This is a genomic window from Coriobacteriia bacterium, assembly GCA_031292615.1.
Classification (GTDB): Bacteria; Actinomycetota; Coriobacteriia; order Anaerosomatales; family JAAXUF01; genus JARLGT01.
This window is the reverse complement of record JARLGT010000101.1, coordinates 1-19,091: the sequence shown is the minus strand read 5'-3', so window position 1 is coordinate 19,091 and position 19,091 is coordinate 1. Positions and strand designations below refer to the sequence as shown.

Sequence of the window (19,091 nt, the reverse complement as noted above, 5' to 3'; positions counted from 1 at the left end):
GCCCGGGATGGCGAGGTTGGGAGAGCCGTCCTGGTTGTAGCCGTTGGCCGGAGCCGTGGCGGCAGCACCGAGGCGCTGCTGGCCGGAGTGGTTGATTCCTGCGGCGAAGGCAGCGCCGGAGAAGGCGAACACGAGCATCGCCACGAGAGCCGCGACGAGCAGAGTCTTCTTCACAGATCCTCCTAGAATAGTTTCCTTGTTGTTGGTCATCTCATTCATGAAAGCACCTCCTCTCCGAGATGGATTTCAGTTCAAAGCCCCGTCTTGGAACCTATCGGTTCTCACGTGGCGATCAACTCGCTCAATCCACACACAATCTTCACACGTACGTAAGCAATTATTAGGCCAGATGAAGGGGTCGCTCGGCCATGTTCTCAACAAAGTCCATCACGAAGATTACGCTTTGTTAAGGCGACGGTCAAGCACAAAACATGGCCGAATGCGCCCTATCGGCTACTCCTCATCGGGCTGCTCGGCACTGGGCGTGGCAGCCGTCAAAGCGCGCTTCTTCCTGCGCCGTTTCACGATGCGGTAGATAATCCCGGCGATGATCGCAAGGATGATGAGCAGTAGCGGAATGATGCATGCGCGTAGCGGACCGGAAAGGGCTCGGCTGACGGAGGCGCCGGCAGATCCGCCGGAGTTCGGGATTCGGATGATCTGCAGACGTGCGTTCTGGGTATCGGCCACCACGAACCAGTCGCGGAACGAGTCGTACGCAACTGAACTCGGGTAGACGAACTGACCGTCGATGGTTCCAGGAGCACCGTACTTCGCGATGAGCCTGCCGTCCTTCGAGCTTAGGACCGTAAGGTCGAAGCCGAACGGGTCGGCGATAACCAGGCGCCCTGCGCCATCGATGGTGAGACCCGCCGGTATCTGCATGTTCGCAGGCTGACCGGAGGTGGTAGCGACAGTGCTCGCGCTTACCTGCTTCTTGTTGCCAGGACTGCCCGTGTTGACGATCCACTTGCGCTTACCGTTGGTGTCGTAAGCGCTGACGCGGTTGTTGTACTGGTCGACCACGTAGATCGTGCCGTCGTTGCCGATGGCCACGCCACGGACGCCTTGGAACTGATCGATGCCCTTTCCCTGCGTACCGAGGACTTTGACGACCTGTCCGCTCGGAGTCATGATCACGAACCCAGACGCCGAGCCCACGACCAGGCGGTTGTTGGTCACCGCAAGGGACGACGGCGTGGGTACGAAGATGCTGCGCACGATCTTGTTGTCGCGGGTGACGACCCACACCGTGCTTCTCGGCTGGTCGGCAATGTAGATCAGGCCAGCCGGATCGACGGCCACAGCAACCGGGAACGTGAATGCGTTTGGATACTTCGGGTCGCCTGCAGGCCCTTGGTACAACATGGCATTGAACGATCCGTCAGGGTTGAATCCTACGACGCGGTTCTGCCCCTGAGTGGTCGCCCAGATAGTGCCATCAGGACCGATCGCCGTACCCTGAGGACCCCAGAACTGCTGGTCCGGGCCGTTGCCCCAACCGTAGATAGACCGAACCCACGTGACTCCCTGGGCCTCTTGGGTCGTGGCGATCCGACCCGGGGGCTGGAAGATCTGCACGAGCGCGTAGCTGGCGATCAACAGAAGAATGACTAGGACCACGAGCACAGCGACGAGGGTGCGCCTCGTGCGCTGGATGCGCCGACGGTCAGCCTCTCGCCAAGCCTGCTGGTCGTCGTTTTGGGTCGCGGTCTCGCTCATTTAGCCGCTCCGATCTGCTTCAGTCCATCCAGCGCAGGCTGGTAGTCAGGAATGTACTTGAGCGCTGCGCGGTAGTCCGCGGCTGCACCCGCCTTGTCGCCGACGAGCAGCTTGATCTGCGCACGCTCGACGAGGATGTCCGAATCGGTCGGCGACTGCTTCAAGTAGACGTCGAACGCTGCGATCGCGCCCTTGTAATCCTTTGACGCGTAGAGTGCCTGGGCCTTGGCGAGCGCCGCATCCGCAAAGGACGTGGGCACTGTCGCGCCGGCCGTCGGAGCACGATTGTTCTTCACGTTGTTGGCCATGAAGGCCTTCAGTTCTTTCTCTGCCTCGGCCATGGCCGTGTTGGCCGCGGTAACCGTTCCCTGATAGTCCTTGCGCGCCAGAGCGAGGTCCGCCTGCTGTGCGTAGAGGAACGACCTGTCCGTCTTGGCCGTCGCCAACGCCTCGTCGAGGGCCTGCTGCGCCTTGTTCAGCTCGCCCGCACTTATGAGCGTGCTGACGTACTGCGCGTACGTCTGAGTCGTGGCCTTGCCGCTCTGGGTCTCCGCGGCGAGGACCCTGAGGTCGCGCTCGGCAGACGTACGCGGCGCGTTGGCCGGCGAGAGCAGTCCAAACATCATCGCGGACAGAATCCCGACGAGCCAGAGAATGACTACGCCCGCGATCGCAAGCGTGAGCCAACGGACGACCGGATCGGGGTTACGCCCGGGACGGGCTGCATTTGGCTGCTTGGCGGCGGGCGATGTGGGCCCCGATTCCTGCATGAAATCCTCCATACTCATTGCTGAACGCTCGCGCTGTGGCGCAAACGCAATGAACCCTAACAACAACGACCATGCGGTGCAAACCACACGCCAAGCACGGCCATCGGTAAAGAATCCTTAGGAAATATGGGCACGGCTTGCGAACGGCATACTACATGGTGGGCGAAGGCGCGTGAATGCACTTTCGCGATACTCACAAATAAACCATGCAGCAACATCCGCCCGAGTCGCCGCCAATCAGCCGCGCTTCGACTTGATCGACTCGACGAGCCCGCCGGTCTCGATAATGTCCTTGATGAACGGGGGAAACGGCTGTGCTGTGAACACCGCACCCGTCGTCTCGTTGGTGATCGTTCCGGTGTCGGCGTCCACGATGACCTTGTCGCCGTTCCGGATGCCGTCGACGGCATCCGGTGCCTCCATGATGGGCAGACCGGTGTTGATCGCGTTGCGATAGAAGATGCGCGCGAAACTCTTCGCTATGATGACCGACACTCCGGCGGCCTTGATCGAGATCGGCGCGTGCTCGCGGCTCGATCCGCAGCCGAAGTTCTCGTCGGCGACAAGAATGTCGCCCGGACGCACGTTGTCCACGAACTCGGCGTCGAGGTCTTCCATGCAGTGTTTGCCGAGCTCAGCGGGGTCGGATGTGTTCAGATAGCGGGCCGGGATGATCACGTCGGTGTCGATGTCGCGGCCGTAGCGGTGTGCGGTTCCAGTGAACTTCATGGTTGCGTCTGCTCCCTAACCCAGGTCGTCCGGCAGGGCGATGTGCCCCGCCACGGCGGTTGCGGCGGCGATTGCGGGCGACCCGAGGTATACCTCGCTCGTGGGGTCCCCCATCCGGCCGACGAAGTTGCGGTTTGTCGTCGCGAACGCGCGCTCCCCGGCGGCCAGGATTCCCATGTGCCCACCCAGGCACGGACCGCACGTAGGCGTCGAGACCGCAGCGTTGGCATCCAGGAAGACATCGAAAAGCCCCTCGTGCATCGCCTGCCTGTAGATCTCCTGCGTCGCGGGAATGACGATCAGCCGAACGCCCTCATGGACCTTGCGGCCCTTCAGAACACTGGCGGCGATTCGCAAGTCTTCGATGCGCCCGTTCGTACAGCTCCCGATAACGACTTGATCGACCCAGATGTCGCGGCTGTCGGCGGCAGGACGGGTGTTGCTCGGCAGATGCGGGAACGCGACCGTGGGAACGATGGCCGAGGCGTCGATCTCGAACACCTCGGCGTACTCGACATCCGGGTCACTGAAGTACTCGACCGACGGGCGCTCGAATCGTCCCTCTATATAGGCACGCGTGACGTCGTCGACTGCGATGATGCCGCTCTTGCCACCGGCCTCGATCGCCATGTTGCAGATGGTCATCCGGTCCTCGATGCCGAGTGCCTCGATCGTCTCGCCGGTGAACTCCATCGCCTGGTAGAGCGCTCCATCGACGCCGATCATGCCGATGATGTGCAGGATGATGTCCTTGCCGCCCACCCATGGCGCAAGTCTACCGGTCAAGTTGAACTTGATACTCGCCGGCACCTTGAACCAGGCCTCGCCCGTAGCCATGCCCGCCGCAGCATCGGTGGAGCCGACCCCTGTGGCGAATGCCCCGAGCGCTCCGTAGGTGCACGTGTGCGAGTCGGCGCCGATGATCACGTCGCCGGGACCGACCACGCCTTGCTCGGGCAGGAGTGCGTGCTCGACGCCCATGCAGCCGATCTCGTAGTAGTGCGTGATGCCCTGGGCGTGCGCGAAGTCGCGCACCATCTTGGCCTGCTCGGCGGACTTGATGTCCTTGTTGGGCGTGTAGTGATCGGGGACCAGGGCGATCTTGGTCGGGTCGAACACCTTGGGCACGCCGATCTTGGCGAACTCCTTGATGGAGATGGGCGCCGTCACGTCGTTGGCCAGCACGATGTCGAGCTTGCAGTTGATCAACTGCCCAGGCTCAACCTCAGGTAGACCGGAATGCGCGGCGAGGATCTTCTCGGTGATGGTCATTGGGCGGGTCATGGAGAACCTTTCGCTTCGTCGTACGCAAACGTACTTGCCAGTGGCTAGGGCGTCGGTTGGGCACCCTGCCCAAGCGTGCCGAGCGTCTGACTAGAGTATTCGGGGGCGATGGAACGGGCAAGTCGGGCAGTTTCCTCGGCCTTGGCGAGCTGCCCGGATACTCGATACGCTCGCGCGAGGGCCGCAAGCGTTGCAGGGTTGTAGGGTGCGAGCGCCACCGCCTCCCCTGCGACGGCGACTGCACGCTGTGCAGCGTTGGTCTCTGGGTGCCGGGCGGCATAGCCGACGAGCACATTGGCGTATGCCGTACGCACGAGGGCGTTCGTGGTATCGGCCGCGAGAGCATCCTCATACGCGGGGAATGACTGGGCGATCATGGAGTCGACCTGCGAAGGTGTCGCACCCGCCTTCTGCGCGGCGAGTGCGGACGACACGTACGACTCGGCAGCGATCCAGCGGTAGTTGATCACGAGCGGGTTCAGTCGCGACGCCGCTGCAAGCGTGGCGATCTGCTCGGGACCAGGAGCAAGGTTCATCCCGTAGCCGACCTGCACGTCAGCGACGAGCCACGTGGAGCTCCAAATCGCGACGCCAACGCCAAGCACAACACCGGCGGCGACCACGGGCTTGGGTACTCGCACAGATGCTGCAGTGGCCGACGACGCGACGAGCAGACCCAAAACAAGCCACAGCCAGACCGTGACCGCACCAAGCGTCACGGCTACAGAGAGCGCCACGACGGCCCCAACGAAGGTTGCCCATAGGCCAAGTTGAACGCCGCGCGCCGGTCCGGACTTGGTAGGAATCGAGCGGTAGCCGCTCACCCAAACATAGCCAAGCGTGCCGACGAGGATGAGCAGGCCCGGCAGGCCGAGCGTAACGAGCGTCTGAACGAGGAGACTATGGGCGTTGTGCGGGACCTCGATGCCCTGCGTCACCGAGAACCAGTCGGCACGCACCGCGAACTGAAACGCCCGCTCGAAAGCATCGGGTCCCCAGCCCGTGATCGGGCGAGCAGCGAAAGCACGCCAGGCCGTGGACCAAATTGCGGTTCGACCGTTGCTCAGGTCGGATAGCAGCACCGCCATGTTGGGGGAACTCGTCGCCGACCGCGGACGAGTGAACACCACGGCCGTGACGACGACGCCCAGCAGCGCAACGACGCCCGCGACCAGAGCGGCACGACGCGCGGGCCGCATCGCGGCCCAACCGCTCCACGAGAGCACCGCAACGCAGCCGATTGTCGCAAGAGCGCCGAGCCACGCGCCGCGAGTACCAGTCGCGTAGAGCGCAAACGCGATGACGGCAGCCGCGATCCACGCCAAGACCCGACCTCGGCGGTCGGCCGCGCTGAGCGCGAGTGCAAGCGCGCACCCGAACGGAAACACGAGGTAGGTGCCGAGCACGTCTGCGTTGCCGAACGTAGAAAAGGCGCGCCCGAGTTCGCCCGCCCATTGCAGCGGGTCGACCCCAAAGAACTGCGCGGCGGCGTACAGGGCAACCAGCACCCCGGCCGACACAACGGCGGCCAGCAGAACTTGCAGGTCACGCATCGATCGCGCGTACTGGACGCACAGGAATGCGACGACGCCGAAAGCGAACATGGCCACGAGGCCTTCGTTGCTATCGTAGACGCCCCATACCGAAAGCGCGCGACTCGCGGAGAACACGGTTGAGACGCTCGCCCACGCAATAAGCCCGAAGATTCCCCACAATGCGCGATGCCAGAACGGCTGAGCGGCTCCTCGGACCACGCTTACGCACCACGCCGCGAAGGACGCCCCCACCAAGACGAGCAACGCGGCAATCTTGGGCAGGTCGACGGGGTCGAACGCGCGGTATGCGGCGACAGCGCCAAACTGGGCGGGCAGAAGGCCTAAGACGAGCGGCGTCAGGACAATCGCAGCGATGAACAGACCCCTGCCCGCTCGGTACGCGAGGTCGTGGGTGGCCGGAATCGGCCCCGCGGTTGCCACACGTTTGCTGCTCGGGCGGGTCACTCTGACAAACTCCTTCTCATCCCGACAGACTCCGACGATCGCAGGCACGCTGACGCAGACATGCTCCCAAAGCGAATCGCGCGCCGCTCGGAAACCCCGGGCGGATTCCCGAAACGACCGCCGGTCGGCCCGCAGCGGACCTGCTGGCGATGTACCCGGACCAGACACCCCGCTTTGTCCGCTTCGCTGGGTGCGGCCACGGGCGCAGGCCCGCGCCGATTCGCCTCGAAGCTAGCGGACGTGCGAGGGATCAGAGCTCCTCTTCAACCGAGCGGACGGTGGCCAACAGCAGGCGGTTCAGCGCGTTGGTGTACGCCTTGGCGGATGCGACGATGATATCTGAATGCGCTCCGCGGCCCGTGAATACCCGGCCGTCAGGGCTCGTGACGCGGATCGTAACCTCGCCCAAGGCGTCGATGCCGCGGGTGACGGCCTGCACGCTGAACTCGGACAGTTCGTTGGGGACGTCGACGATGCGATTGATCGCCTTGTACACCGCGTCGACCGGGCCAGTGCCGTGGCTCGAGTCGATGAGGTGCTCGCCGTCTGCAGCTCGAATCAACTCGACCGTCGCCGTCGGAATGCCGGGCTCGCCGCTCGTGAAGTGGATCTGCTCGAGGTGGTAGACCTCGTTGACGGTGCGCTCGCTCTCCCCCACCAGCGCCTCGAGGTCCTCGTCGAACACTTCCTTCTTCTTGTCGGCCAGAGCCAGGAAGGCGGTGTGTACGCGCTCGAACTCATCGTCGGGCAGCGTGTAGCCCAGCTCCTCGAGCCGGTGCTTGAGAGCGTGACGCCCGCTGCGCGCGGTCAGCACGATCGCCGAGCCACCCGCGCCGACGTCGGCCGGGTCGATGATCTCGTAGGTGGAGCGCTCCTTGAGCACGCCGTCCTGATGGATGCCGCTGCTGTGAGCGAACGCGTTGGCGCCGACGATCGACTTGTTGGGCTGCACCAAGATTCCGGTGATGCTCGACACCAGCCGAGACGTACGAATCAGCTCGCGCGTGTTGATATCCGTGTGCACGCCGCCGATCAGGTCGCCGCGCTGGCGGATGGCCATGACGACCTCCTCCATCGCGGTGTTGCCGGCGCGCTCGCCCAAGCCGTTGATCGTGCACTCGACCTGCCGCGCACCGGCGGCGACTCCGGCCAGCGCGTTGGCGGTCGCCATGCCCAGGTCGTTGTGGCAGTGCACGGAGATGATGACGTTCTCGATGCCAGCCACGTGGTCGCCCAAACCTGCGATCAGTCGCCCAAACTCGGCAGGCAGCGTATAGCCGGTGGTGTCGGGGATGTTGACGGTGGTCGCACCTGCGGCGACAACGGCCTCGATCATGCGGTAGAGGAACTCCGGTACGGCTCGGCCAGCGTCCTCGGCGTAGAACTCGACGTCGTCGACGAGGTTCCGCGCATACTTGACCGCGGCTACCGCGCGCTCGATGGCTTCCTCGCCCGAGATGCGCAGCTTGTCCTGCAGGTGGCTCTCGCTCACGCCGATGCCGGTGTGGATGCGCGGGCGCTTGGCAGTAGCCAGCGCGGCGGCAGCAACGTCGATGTCTTTGGTGACCGCGCGCGTGAGTCCACACACGATTGCTGCGTCACCGACCTCGGTGCCGATACGCTGAACGCTCTCGAAGTCGCCGGGACTCGAGACCGGGAAGCCGGCCTCGATCACGTCGACGCCGAGGCGCACCAGCTGGCGCGCGATCTCGAGCTTCTCTTCGGTGTTCATGGACGCGCCCGGCGACTGCTCGCCGTCGCGCAGGGTCGTATCGAAGATGCGTACTTTCTCGCTCATGGGGTGCTCCGTCTCAAAACGAGTGGCGTGTCAGGACCCGGCGCGCCGACAGCCTCACCGTGAGGCTGTCGGCCCGCTAAGTCGCACACCCGTCGTCAGGCGTACCCGACGAGCGCATTCTTCGATCGATGTCACGTACTCAGCCACGTGATGTCACCTAGATCTCGACGTACCAAGCGTCGTTCATGCCCGCCTTGGCGGTGATCTCCTCGAGCAGCTCGACCGAGAGCGTTGCGTCGACGTTGAGCGCCATGAGCGCCTGCCCGCCAGCTTCCTTGCGGCCGACCTGCATGGCCGCGATGTTGATGCCCGCGTCGCCAAGGATCGTGCCGACCTTGCCGATCATGCCCGGGCGGTCGGGGTAGACGAAGAACGCCATGTGCTTGGAGAGCGACATGTCCAGGTCGTATCCGTACAGCGACACGACCCGCGGCTCGTCACCTTTGCCGATGAGCGCGGCGCCGATCTCAACGGGGCCGTGCGGTGTGGCCGAGCGCAGGACCAGCATCGAGACGTAGTCGTGCGTCTCGGCGCGCTTGGTCTCGGTGATGGCGATGCCGCGCTGCTCGGCGAGGTACTCCGCGTTGACGAAGTTGACGCCCTCGTCGCTCGCGCGGGTGAGCAGGCCCTTGATCGCAGCCGTGCGCACGATACGCGTGTCGTCGTCGGCCAGCGCACCGATGGTGAGCACGTCGAGCTCTTCTACGCCGCCGCGCGCGAGCTGCGCGAGCACGGTACCGAGGTCCTGCGCCAGGTCGATGTAGGGGCCGACCTTCTCCATGACCTCCTGCGACACCGGTGCTACGTTGACCGCCGTGGGGACCATCCGGCCTTCAAGGCCCAGCGCGACGAACTCGGCGATCTGCTCGCCGGCGCGGTCCTGCGCCTCGGCGGTGCTGGCACCCAAGTGCGGCGTGAGCACTACGTTGTCGAACTCGATGAGCGGCGAGTCAGTGCACGGCTCGACCTCGAAGACGTCGATACCGGCTCCGGCCACCTTACCGCTGCGAATGGCGTCGGCAAGCGCCGGAATCTGGTAGATGCCGCCGCGCGCCGTGTTGACCACGCGCACGCCGTCCTTCATCTTCGCGAACTGCTCGGCGCCGAACATGCCGATGGTGTCCTTGGTCTTGGGCAGGTGAACTGTGATGAAGTCGGCCAGCGGCAACATCTCGTCGACGGAGTCGAAGAGGGTGACGCCCATCTTGGCGGCGCGCTCCTCGGAGGTATACGGGTCGTAGCCGACGAGCTTCATCCCGAAGCCGCGGGCGCGCTCGGCGACCAGCGAGCCAATGCGGCCGAGACCGACCACGGCCAGAGTCTTCTCGTAGAGCTCGGCGCCAGTGAACTTGGAGCGCTCCCACTTGCCCTGGTGCATGCTCGCGTTGGCCTGCGGCGTCTTGCGTGCGACCGCGAGCATGAGCGCGAGCGTCTGCTCGGCGGCCGAGATGATGTTAGACGTCGGCGCGTTGCACACGATGACGCCGCGCTCGGTGGCAGCATCGACATCGACGTTGTCCACGCCCACGCCCGCCCGGCCGATGATCTTGAGGTTCTTGCCCGCTTCAACGACCTCGCGCGTTGCACGCGTGGCCGAACGCACGATGAGCGCATCGTAGGCGCCGATCTCGGCGACGAGTTCTTCGGGCGTCAGATCGGTTTTGACGTCGACCTCGAACTTTTCCTTGAGGAGCTCGATGCCGCTTGCGGCGATCTGCTCGGCAACCAGTACCTTCATGCTGCCCCTACCCTTCCATGAAGACGGTCTCGGCGGCGGTGACTCCGGCGCCACGCGTGAACTCGTAACCCAACTCGGCGAGCGTCATCTCGAGCGCCGCGAGCGTGGTGATGATGTCAAACTCGCCAAAGTAGCCGAGGTGACCGATGCGGATGATCTTGCCCACGTAGTCGTCCTGACCCCCGGCGATGGTGACGCCGTACTTGTTCTTCATGACGCTGACGATCTTCTTGCCGTCGATGCCCTCAGGCACCCAGACCGGCGTGACGGCGCTTCCGCGGCCCTCGGCCGGCGCGAAGAGCTTCATGCCGAGTGCCTCGGCACCTTTGCGGGTGGCCTCGGCGAGCTTAGAGTGACGCTTGATGACGTTGTCCAGGCCCTCTTCGCGAATCATCTTGAGCGACTCATTGAGGCCGAGAACCAACGTGACCGCAGGCGTGAACGGCGTCGTGTCCTTGGCGACGTTCTTCTGATAGCTCATCCAGTCGAAGTAGAACTTCGGCAGGGTGCTTCTCTCGTACGCCTTCCATGCCTTCTTGGAGACCGTGCAGGCAGCCAGGCCCGGCGGGAGCATGAGACCCTTCTGCGAGCCGGTCATCACGACGTCCAGGCCCCACTCGTCGGTCTTGCACTCGACAGCACCGATGCCGGTGATCGAGTCGACGATGAGCACGACCTCTTCCATCGGGCCGACGATCTTGCCGATAGCCTCGACGTCGTTGAGCACTCCGGTCGAGGTCTCGGACTGCGTGACGATCACGCCGCGCGCCTCGGGATGCTCGGCTAGGGCGGCGGCCACATCAGCGGGACGCACGACCTCGGTCCAGCCGTACTGCAGGTCGACCACGTTCAGGCCGTAGACCTCGGCGATCTTCTTCTGGCGATCGCCGAACTTGCCGTTGCGACACACGATGACGGTGTCACCGGCCGAGAAGCAGTTCACGATCGCGGACTCCATGACGCCGGTACCGGAGCACGCAAAGAGCAGTACGTCGGCCTCGGTCTGGAAGACGTACTTCAGGTTGGTGATGGCCTCGGCGAACGCCGCCGAGAAATCGGGCGTGCGGTGGTGAATGATCGGCGCGGCCATCTTGAGCATGACCTCGGCCGGTACCGGGGTCGGCCCCGGGGTCATCAGGTACTTCTTCTGCATCGTAGTACTCCCTAAGTAGTCCAGGCATCCGGCATTCCCGCGTTCGCCAAATGAGCTGCGCCGAAGGCGTCTGCTCAATTTGGCGAGACGCTGAGCGGCGCGGGCTGCGCCCGCGTCCCTAAGCGTCCTTCTTGATCCAGCTAAACATGCTTCGCAGCTCAGCGCCGACTTCTTCGACGTAGGCGTCCGCGTGGATGCGGCGCATCGACTTGAACCACGGCTGACCGGCCTTGTTCTCGAGAATCCAGTCGCGAGCAAAGCCGCCGTTCTGGATGTTCCACAGCGCCTCGGCCATCGCCTCGCGCGTGTCGTCGGTGATGATCTTGGGGCCCGTGTAGTAGTCGCCGTACTCGGCGGTGTTGCTGATCGAGTCGCGCATCTTGGCCATGCCGCCCTCAAACATCAGGTCGACGATGAGCTTGACCTCGTGTAGGCACTCGAAGTAGGCGATCTCGGGCTGGTAGCCAGCCTCGACCAGCGTGTCGAAACCGGCCTGGATCAGGTGGGTCAGGCCGCCGCACAACACGACCTGCTCGCCAAAGAGATCGGTCTCGGTCTCCTCGGCAAACGTGGTCTCGATGACGCCGGCACGCGACCCGCCGATGCCCCATGCGTAGGACTTCGCGAGCTCCATGGCCGTGCCGGTGGCGTCCTGGTGAACGGCGATGACGTTCGGGACGCCCGAACCCTCGGTGTAGACGCGACGGACCATGTGGCCCGGGCCCTTGGGGGCAATCATGATGACGTCGACATCTTCAGGTGCCACGATCGCATCGAAGCGGATGTTGAAGCCGTGCGCGAAGGCCAGCGCCTTGCCCGCCGTCATCGACTCGTGGATCTCGCTGTAGTAGATATGCGACTGCAGCTCGTCGGGCGCCAGGATCATGACGAGGTCGGCCTCGGCGGCCGCTTCGCGAGGCGTCAGTACCTTCAGGCCGGCTTCCTTGGCCTTGTCGATGCTCTTGGAGCCGGGACGAAGGCCGACGCGGACGTCGACACCCGAGTCGTGCAGGTTCAGTGCGTGTGCATGACCCTGACTGCCGTAGCCGATGATCGCGACCTTCTTGCCCAGGATGATGGACTTGTCGCAATCCTTCTCGTAGTAGATCGTCGCCATTCTATTCGCCTTCCCTCGTGGTGGTGCTCAAGCGGATTCGTGTCGTGCCTTGGGTCCTACCCGTGCCGTGCGCAGTGCGTGTGTTGGGGGTGTTAACTCTCGCGAGAGCCGCGTGACAGCGCGATCTTGCCAGTGCGCGCGAGCTCCTTGATGCCGTAGGCGCGGAAGAGGTCCTCCATCGCTTGGATCTTGTCCGGCGAGCCGGTCGCCTCGATCGTCAGCGAGTTGCGGCCGACGTCGATGACTTTGGCGCGAAAGACGTTGGCGATCTCGATGATCTCGTGGCGCTTCTCGGAGGCCGCGTTGACCTTGAACAGCACCAGTTCGCGGTCGATAGACTCGGCGGGGTCGAGGTCTTGGATCTTGATCACGTTGATGAGCTTGTGCAGCTGCTTGGTGATCTGCTCGAGCGGCGTGTCCTCGGCGCTCACCACGATCGTGATGCGCGAAAGCCTGGGGTCCTCGGTGGGACCCACCGCAAGCGAGTCGATGTTGAAGCCTCGCCGAGCGAACAGCGACGTGACGCGCGTGAGCACGCCAGGCTTGTTCTCGACCAGCACCGATAGTGTGTGGTGCATCATCTACTCCCACACCTCCTCAAGCATGTCGTCGTCGAGCATCTCGGAGACCGGGCATCCCGGCACGCCGCCCAACATCTCGTCGATCGAGCCGCCGGGTGCGACCATCGGGAAGACGCACTCGAGACGCGAGACGCGCACATCGACCAGTGCGGGCCCCTCGTACTCGAACGCCTGCTTCAGCGTGGCCTCCAGGTCGGCTGGATCGCTCACGCGCAGACCCAGCCATCCGTACGCCTCGGCGAGCTTCACGAAGTCCGGGCAGTCCTGGTCGAGCACGGACGCCGAGTAGCGCTCGCCGTAGAACAGCTCCTGCCACTGACGGACCATGCCCAAGTAGCCGTTGTTCAGCACGACCACCTTGACGGGGATGTCGTTGATCTTGCAGGTCGCCATCTCTTGGCTGTTCATCTGGATAGAGCCGTCGCCGGCGATATCGATGACGAGGTGATCCGGCATTCCAAGCTTGGCGCCCATCGCGGCCGGCAGGCCGAAGCCCATCGTGCCCAGGCCCCCGGACGAGACCCACGTGCGCGGCTCGGTGATGCGTGTGTACTGGCAGGCCCACATCTGGTTCTGCCCCACCTCGGTACAGATGATGCGCTTGCTCCCGGCCGTGATGCGCTCGATGGTCTGAACCGCAAACTCCGGCAAGATGACCTCGTCAGACGCGCCAAAGTGCAGCGGAAACTGCTTGCGCCAGTCGTCGATCGCGTGCATCCACGCCTCGGTCTTGGGCTCGGCGCCGGTCTTGCGCAGCTCGGCGACCAGACCGGCGAGGACTGGCTTGGCGTCGCCCACGATGGGCACGTCGACGGCCTTGTTCTTGCCGATCTCGGCGGGGTCGATGTCGACGTGGATGACCTTGGCCTTGCTCGCAAACGCCGAGAGCTTGCCGGTCACGCGGTCGTCGAAGCGCACGCCAACGGCGATCAAGAGGTCGGTCTCGGTGATTGTGTAGTTGGTGTACTTGGCGCCGTGCATGCCTGGCATGCCGATGAACAGGTGGTGGTCCTCAGGAAACGCACCCTTGCCCATCAGCGTCGTGACCACGGGAAGCTGCATGAGCTCGGCGAGCTCCTTGAGCTCCCTAGCGGCCCCCGACGACAGCACGCCGCCGCCGGCGTAGAGCAGCGGGCGCCTCGCGCGGGCGATGTAGCTCGCCGCCTGCTTGATCTGCCGACTGTGCCCCTTGGTGGTGGGCTTGTAGCCGGGCAGATTCACCGTCTCCGGCCACTCGTAGTCCAGCTCGTGCTTGTTGATGTCTGCCGGGATGTCGACGAGCACGGGGCCCGGACGGCCGGTCGTTGCGATGTGAAACGCCTCGCGCAGCACCTGTGGAACGTCGTCGACGTCCTTGATCAGGTAGTTGTGCTTGGTGATCGGAATCGTGATGCCGGTGATGTCGGACTCCTGGAACGCGTCGGTGCCGATGACCGTCGATGCGACCTGCCCCGTGATCACTACCATCGGAATCGAGTCCATGTACGCGTTGGCCAGCCCCGTGACCGTGTTGGTCGCGCCCGGGCCGCTCGTGACGAGCGCCACGCCGCAGCGGCCGGTCGCTCGCGCGAAGCCGTCCGCCGCGTGTACGGCACCCTGCTCGTGGCGCGGTAGGATCGTTCGGATCTGCTTGGAGTCGTAGAGCGCGTCGAAGATCGGAAGCACCACGCCGCCCGGGTATCCGAACAGCACGTCGACGCCCTCGAGCTCCAGGGATCTCACCAGCGCTTCTGCACCGGTCATGCGTTCGCTCATGAGAGCACCGCCCCCTTGTCTGCACTCGAGACCAACTTTGCGTAGCGCGCAAGCGCACCACGGGTGACACGCGCCGCCGGAGCCGTCCATGCGGCGCGTCGGCGGTCGAGTTCGGCATCGTCAACGTGCAACGTGAGCGTCGCGGCGTCGATGTCGACAGTGATGGCGTCGCCCTCGGCGATCAGCGCGATCGGGCCACCAGCGGCTGCCTCGGGCGACACGTGGCCGACGGCCGGACCCTTGGTGGCGCCGGAGAAGCGGCCGTCGGTGATGAGCGCGACGCTCTTGGCAAGCGATGGCATGCCGGCAATCGCCGAGGTCGGCGTGAGCATCTCGCGCATGCCCGGCCCGCCCTTAGGACCCTCGTAGCGGATAACGACGATGTCGCCCTGAACCACGCTCCCGCCGAGAATAGCCGTCACGGCGGTCTCCTCGGAGTCGAAGACTCTGGCCGGGCCAGTCAGCTTGCGCATCTCTTTGGGCACAGCGGATTGCTTGACCACTGCGCCGTCCGGGGCGATGTTGCCGCGCAGCACGCGCAAGCCACCCTCGGCGTAGTACGGGTCGGTCGTGGTGTGCACGACGCGCCCATCTGCCGGGCGAGCCGTCTGAGCAATCTCGCCGGCGGTCTGGCCGTTGACGGTCATCGCGTTGCGAGCGAGCAGGCCCAGACTGTCGAGCTCGCGCATGATCGTGGGGATGCCGCCGACATGGTAGAGGTCCTCCATGTGCAGCTCACTCGCGGGGCTGATGCGTACGAGGTTGGGAGTGCGGGCGCTCACGGCAGCCCAGTCGTCGAGTGTGATGTCGGCCTCGGCCTCATGCGCGATGGCGGTGAGATGCAGCACCGTGTTGGAGCTTCCGCCGAACGCCATGTCCAGCGTCATCGCGTTCTTGATGGCGTCGGCGGTCATGATCTGCCGAGCGGTGACTCCCTCTTCGAGCAGCTCCATGACGCGCATGCCTGCGTGCTTGGCCAAACGGATGCGCTCGGAGTAGACGGCGGGGATCGTGCCGTTGCCAGGCAGTCCCATGCCGATCGCCTCGACCAGACAGTTCATCGAGTTGGCGGTGAACAGTCCGGCACACGAGCCGCAGGTGGGGCACGCGTTGTCCTCGAGGATGAGCAGGTCTTCCTCGCTCATCGTCCCGCCGGTGACCTTGCCCACCGCCGTGAAGACGGTGTCCAGATCGACGGCCTCGCCCCTGGGGCCTCGGCCAGCCATCATCGGACCGCCGGAGATGACCACGGTCGGCAGGTCGAGGCGCGCGGCGGCCATGAGCATGCCGGGAATGACCTTGTCGCAGTTGGGGATCAGCACCACCGCGTCGAATGCGTGCGCGGCCACCGCGATCTCGACCGAGTCGGCGATGACCTCTCGGCTGACCAGCGAGTAGCGCATGCCAACGTGGTTCATCGCGATGCCGTCGCACACGCCGATGGTCGAGATCTGCATCGGGGTCCCGCCGGCCATATAGATGCCGGCTTTGACCGCATCGGCGATCTTGTCGAGCATCAGGTGCCCGGGAATGATGTCGTTCTGGGAGCCGATGACGGCCACGAGCGGCCGGTTGATCTCCTCGTTGGTCAGGCCGTCGGCCTTCAGGAGGCTGCGGTGCGGGGCCTTTGACAGCCCACCCTTCATGCGGTCGCTCTTCAGCTGCATCTCCCTGCCCTTCCCACTGCGGGCGCGGAGGCTGCCGGTACGCGGAGCCGCACGAGATGCGAAAACACGCCGAAGAACCGTCGGCGGGCTACGTAGTGAAGCGGGGTCACGAGACAAGAAACCGCGGCAAGCGCAGCGCAACGCCCCGTGCCGGGACGAAAGCAACAGCTTCCGCGGTACCACCCCGCTTGGCGCCCGTAACTCTCGGCAGCTTGTTGCAGCTGCGAAGCGGACGCCCACTCGTACGGCAGGTAACGGATGCCACCGACCCGGCCTACTTGTCCCGACAGCTTAGCGAAGGTCGTTCGCGCGTAGCTGTGCGGCCGTTCTACCGGATGGCTCAGGGGCGAGATTCGAAGCGTCCTGCGCCGGGCTTCCACCTATGCCCGACTCTCTGAAGCGAGGATTAGCCTCTACTTTCCCCGTCAACGCCTAGTGCGTTGTTCGATTGGGTTCGGATACTAGCGCAACCCCACTTGCCGAGGCAACCGCAGTAACCCGAGAGCAACATGGAAGTAACACGAGCAGAGCTACGCCGCTCCAGGCACGCCAGCGGCTTCTTCGACGATTGCAAAGATCTTCGCCTCGACCTCTCGAGCGACATGCGTGATCTCGGCCTCTGGGAAAAACGCGTCGATCACGGTGGGGCGCATCGTGGAGATAAGCACGTCGCCGTCCTGCTCGTAGACCATGACCGGGCACGGCAGCATCAGACCGATCAGCACGTCCTCGGCGAGCACCTCGCTCGCGAACTTCGCGTTGCACATCTCGACGATCGTGAGCGGTTCGCGCTCGAATCCGCGCTCTTGCAGCGTCTTGGCCACGTCGTGGACGAACGAGACGCGGAAGCTGTGAAGCGCGGCCGCGTCGACGACGGCCTGGACCGCTTCGGCGAAGCTCTTGTCAGTCGGGCGGGTGAAATCGATCTGCATGGGGAGCCTCCTGGGCCAAGGGTCACACAGAGATGCTACCCAGCGAGCTCGCGGAATACCGACGGGGGTATTGTTCGCGTGCATGCCAGCCGGACAGCGCCCCTAGAGTCCCGCCTTGGGCACGAGCTGGACGCGCCCGGTGTTGTCGGGACGCATCCTGTAAAGCGCTGTGGTTTCGCCTTGGATGGCGTTGCCTCGGATGAAGAGCACGGCGGTCCCATCGAGCAGCCAACCGACGGGATACTCGTCGTAGAGCGAGGACAGCGGCGTGATCTTCTTGGCCGATGCATCGGCGATGTAGAGACGCGAGTGTCCGTCGTCGCCGGTCATCGACAAGAGCACCTTGGAACCGTCGGGGCTCGGGTACAGATCGCCCGGGCTCACTGGGGGATCGGCGACAGGGAGCGTCGCGATCACCGAACTCTTCGTGATCCCCTTGTCGGTGACGCCGAGCCAACCATCTGCAGTGCCGATTCGGTCCTTGGTGAAGTACAAGACGTCGCTGGCGGCCCACGCGAAGGTCTGCGCGCCCGCGCCGTTGGCTACTGGCCGCACCACCTTCGAACCGTTGTAGCCGTTGTCGAAGACCCTGAGGATGTCCGTCGACGTGGGGTCGATGGACTGGTTGACCGCGATCCGCTGGCCATCAGGGGCGATCTGTGGCCGAGCGGCCCCCGAGAGCACCCGCGCATCGCCGCTGCCGTCGCGGTTGATGCGCCGGACCTCGTAGCCTCCGGTGCTCGTTCGCGCGGTGTAGGCCAGCCACGAGGAGTCCGGCGACCACACGGGCAGGTCGATCGGGCCACTGATAGGCACCTGCGTCAGGCTCGTAGTGTCCACCAGCACGCACGTCGACGAGCTCGGGGCGACGACCAAGGTCTTGCCATCTGGAGATAGCGCGTAGGCGCCTGCGGCCGATGCATAGACCGCCTTGGCACCCGTCCCGTCCTCGGCGGATACCCATATCTGCCCGCCCAGCCGATAGGCGATCTGGCCCGAGCGGACCACCCGACCCGCGGTCGATGTCGTCGCAGTCGAAGTGGCGGTAGTGGTGCTCGACGTGCTCGTCGACACGACCGAGCTGGTCGCGCCGAGCGATGACGACGTGAGCAGCGACGGCTGAGGAGACGCGCTGGTCTCCTGTGCGGGGGTCATGTGCGGACGCACCGGCGCGGGCCGGTGAGCGAGAATCGCGAGCGCCACCCCCGCCCCGATAAGCACCACAACAATCGCGAGCACACCTGCGATGAGCATGGTGCGGTTTCGCTGGCTGGTGACCTCGTCGAGGCTGGGGGTGGTCACGGGTCGACCTCGTTTGCGACTAGAAGGTTGCGATGATGGCGTCGGCGTAGGCCTGCGTTCCCACGGCTCCGTCGGTGCTCCCGGTGTTGGTCCGCTTGATGTCGTACGTCACGCTCTTGCCCTCGGCAAGAACCTGCTTGACGCCGGCGAGGATCTTCTCGGCGGCCTCGCGCTCGCCGAGGTGCTGCAGCATGAGAACCGACGTGAGGATCTCGGCGGTGGGGTTGGCCATGTCCTTGCCAGCGTACTTGGGCGCCGAGCCGTGCCCCGGCTCGAAAACGGCCGCGTCGGCACCGATGTTGGCGCCCGGAGCGATGCCCAGACCGCCGATGAGCCCGGCGGCGAGGTCGCTCACGATGTCCCCGTAGAGGTTGGGGAGCACGACAACGTCGAAGTTCTCGGGGTAGAGCACCAGGCCCATGCAGGTCATGTCGACGATCTTGTCCTCGAACTCGATGCGACCCTCGTACTCGGCAGCGACCCTGCGAGCGACTTCGAGGTACAGGCCGTCGGAGTACTTCAGGATGTTGGCCTTGTGGACGG

Annotated in this window: 15 protein-coding genes; all 15 read right to left on the bottom strand. The window is 64.6% G+C overall.

Annotation, left to right across the window (positions count from 1 at the left end):
• Window positions 1-453 precede the first annotated feature (453 nt).
• The gene (locus P4L93_09040) at window positions 454-1,722 is read right to left on the bottom strand and encodes an NHL repeat-containing protein (GenBank protein MDR3687085.1); all 1,269 of its coding nucleotides are present in this window, start codon (window positions 1,720-1,722) and stop codon (window positions 454-456) included.
• Window positions 1,719-2,492: a tetratricopeptide repeat protein gene (locus P4L93_09035; GenBank protein ID MDR3687084.1), complete on the bottom strand. Its 774-nt coding sequence runs from the start codon at window positions 2,490-2,492 to the stop codon at window positions 1,719-1,721. The genes P4L93_09040 and P4L93_09035 overlap by 4 nt, the downstream gene beginning before the upstream one ends.
• A 237-nt stretch (window positions 2,493-2,729) precedes the next feature.
• Complete coding sequence (locus P4L93_09030) at window positions 2,730-3,221, bottom strand: 3-isopropylmalate dehydratase small subunit (protein MDR3687083.1); 492 nt, start codon at window positions 3,219-3,221, stop codon at window positions 2,730-2,732.
• 15 nt (window positions 3,222-3,236) lie between these two features.
• Window positions 3,237-4,505 (bottom strand): 3-isopropylmalate dehydratase large subunit, encoded by a 1,269-nt coding sequence (leuC, locus tag P4L93_09025; GenBank protein ID MDR3687082.1) that lies wholly within the window; start codon window positions 4,503-4,505, stop codon window positions 3,237-3,239.
• Window positions 4,506-4,549: 44 nt separating this feature from the next.
• Window positions 4,550-6,505, bottom strand: a complete 1,956-nt coding sequence (locus tag P4L93_09020) for an O-antigen ligase family protein (protein ID MDR3687081.1) — start codon at window positions 6,503-6,505, stop codon at window positions 4,550-4,552.
• Window positions 6,506-6,755: 250 nt separating this feature from the next.
• The gene (locus P4L93_09015) at window positions 6,756-8,303 is read right to left on the bottom strand and encodes a 2-isopropylmalate synthase (GenBank protein ID MDR3687080.1); all 1,548 of its coding nucleotides are present in this window, start codon (window positions 8,301-8,303) and stop codon (window positions 6,756-6,758) included.
• A 157-nt stretch (window positions 8,304-8,460) separates the two neighbouring features.
• The gene (gene serA / locus P4L93_09010) at window positions 8,461-10,041 is read right to left on the bottom strand and encodes a phosphoglycerate dehydrogenase (GenBank protein MDR3687079.1); all 1,581 of its coding nucleotides are present in this window, start codon (window positions 10,039-10,041) and stop codon (window positions 8,461-8,463) included.
• Between the two features lie 7 nt (window positions 10,042-10,048).
• A complete protein-coding gene (locus P4L93_09005) occupies window positions 10,049-11,194 on the bottom strand; it encodes an alanine--glyoxylate aminotransferase family protein (protein MDR3687078.1) in 1,146 nt (381 codons plus the stop codon).
• 118 nt (window positions 11,195-11,312) lie between these two features.
• Window positions 11,313-12,311, bottom strand: coding sequence for a ketol-acid reductoisomerase (ilvC, locus tag P4L93_09000; GenBank protein MDR3687077.1), 999 nt, complete (start codon window positions 12,309-12,311; stop codon window positions 11,313-11,315).
• Between the two features lie 92 nt (window positions 12,312-12,403).
• Window positions 12,404-12,889, bottom strand: coding sequence for an acetolactate synthase small subunit (gene ilvN / locus P4L93_08995; GenBank protein MDR3687076.1), 486 nt, complete (start codon window positions 12,887-12,889; stop codon window positions 12,404-12,406).
• A gap of 3 nt (window positions 12,890-12,892) precedes the next feature.
• Window positions 12,893-14,647, bottom strand: coding sequence for a biosynthetic-type acetolactate synthase large subunit (ilvB, locus tag P4L93_08990; protein ID MDR3687075.1), 1,755 nt, complete (start codon window positions 14,645-14,647; stop codon window positions 12,893-12,895).
• Entirely contained in the window at window positions 14,644-16,308 is a 1,665-nt protein-coding gene (gene ilvD, locus P4L93_08985) for a dihydroxy-acid dehydratase (GenBank protein ID MDR3687074.1), read from the bottom strand. The genes ilvB and ilvD overlap by 4 nt, the downstream gene beginning before the upstream one ends.
• 536 nt (window positions 16,309-16,844) lie before the next feature.
• Window positions 16,845-17,246 (bottom strand): DUF302 domain-containing protein, encoded by a 402-nt coding sequence (locus tag P4L93_08980; protein MDR3687073.1) that lies wholly within the window; start codon window positions 17,244-17,246, stop codon window positions 16,845-16,847.
• A 102-nt stretch (window positions 17,247-17,348) separates the two neighbouring features.
• Window positions 17,349-18,548: a hypothetical protein gene (locus P4L93_08975; GenBank protein ID MDR3687072.1), complete on the bottom strand. Its 1,200-nt coding sequence runs from the start codon at window positions 18,546-18,548 to the stop codon at window positions 17,349-17,351.
• Between the two features lie 19 nt (window positions 18,549-18,567).
• Window positions 18,568-19,091, bottom strand: a 524-nt coding sequence (locus P4L93_08970) for an isocitrate/isopropylmalate family dehydrogenase (protein MDR3687071.1), incomplete at its 5' end; no start/stop codon positions are given.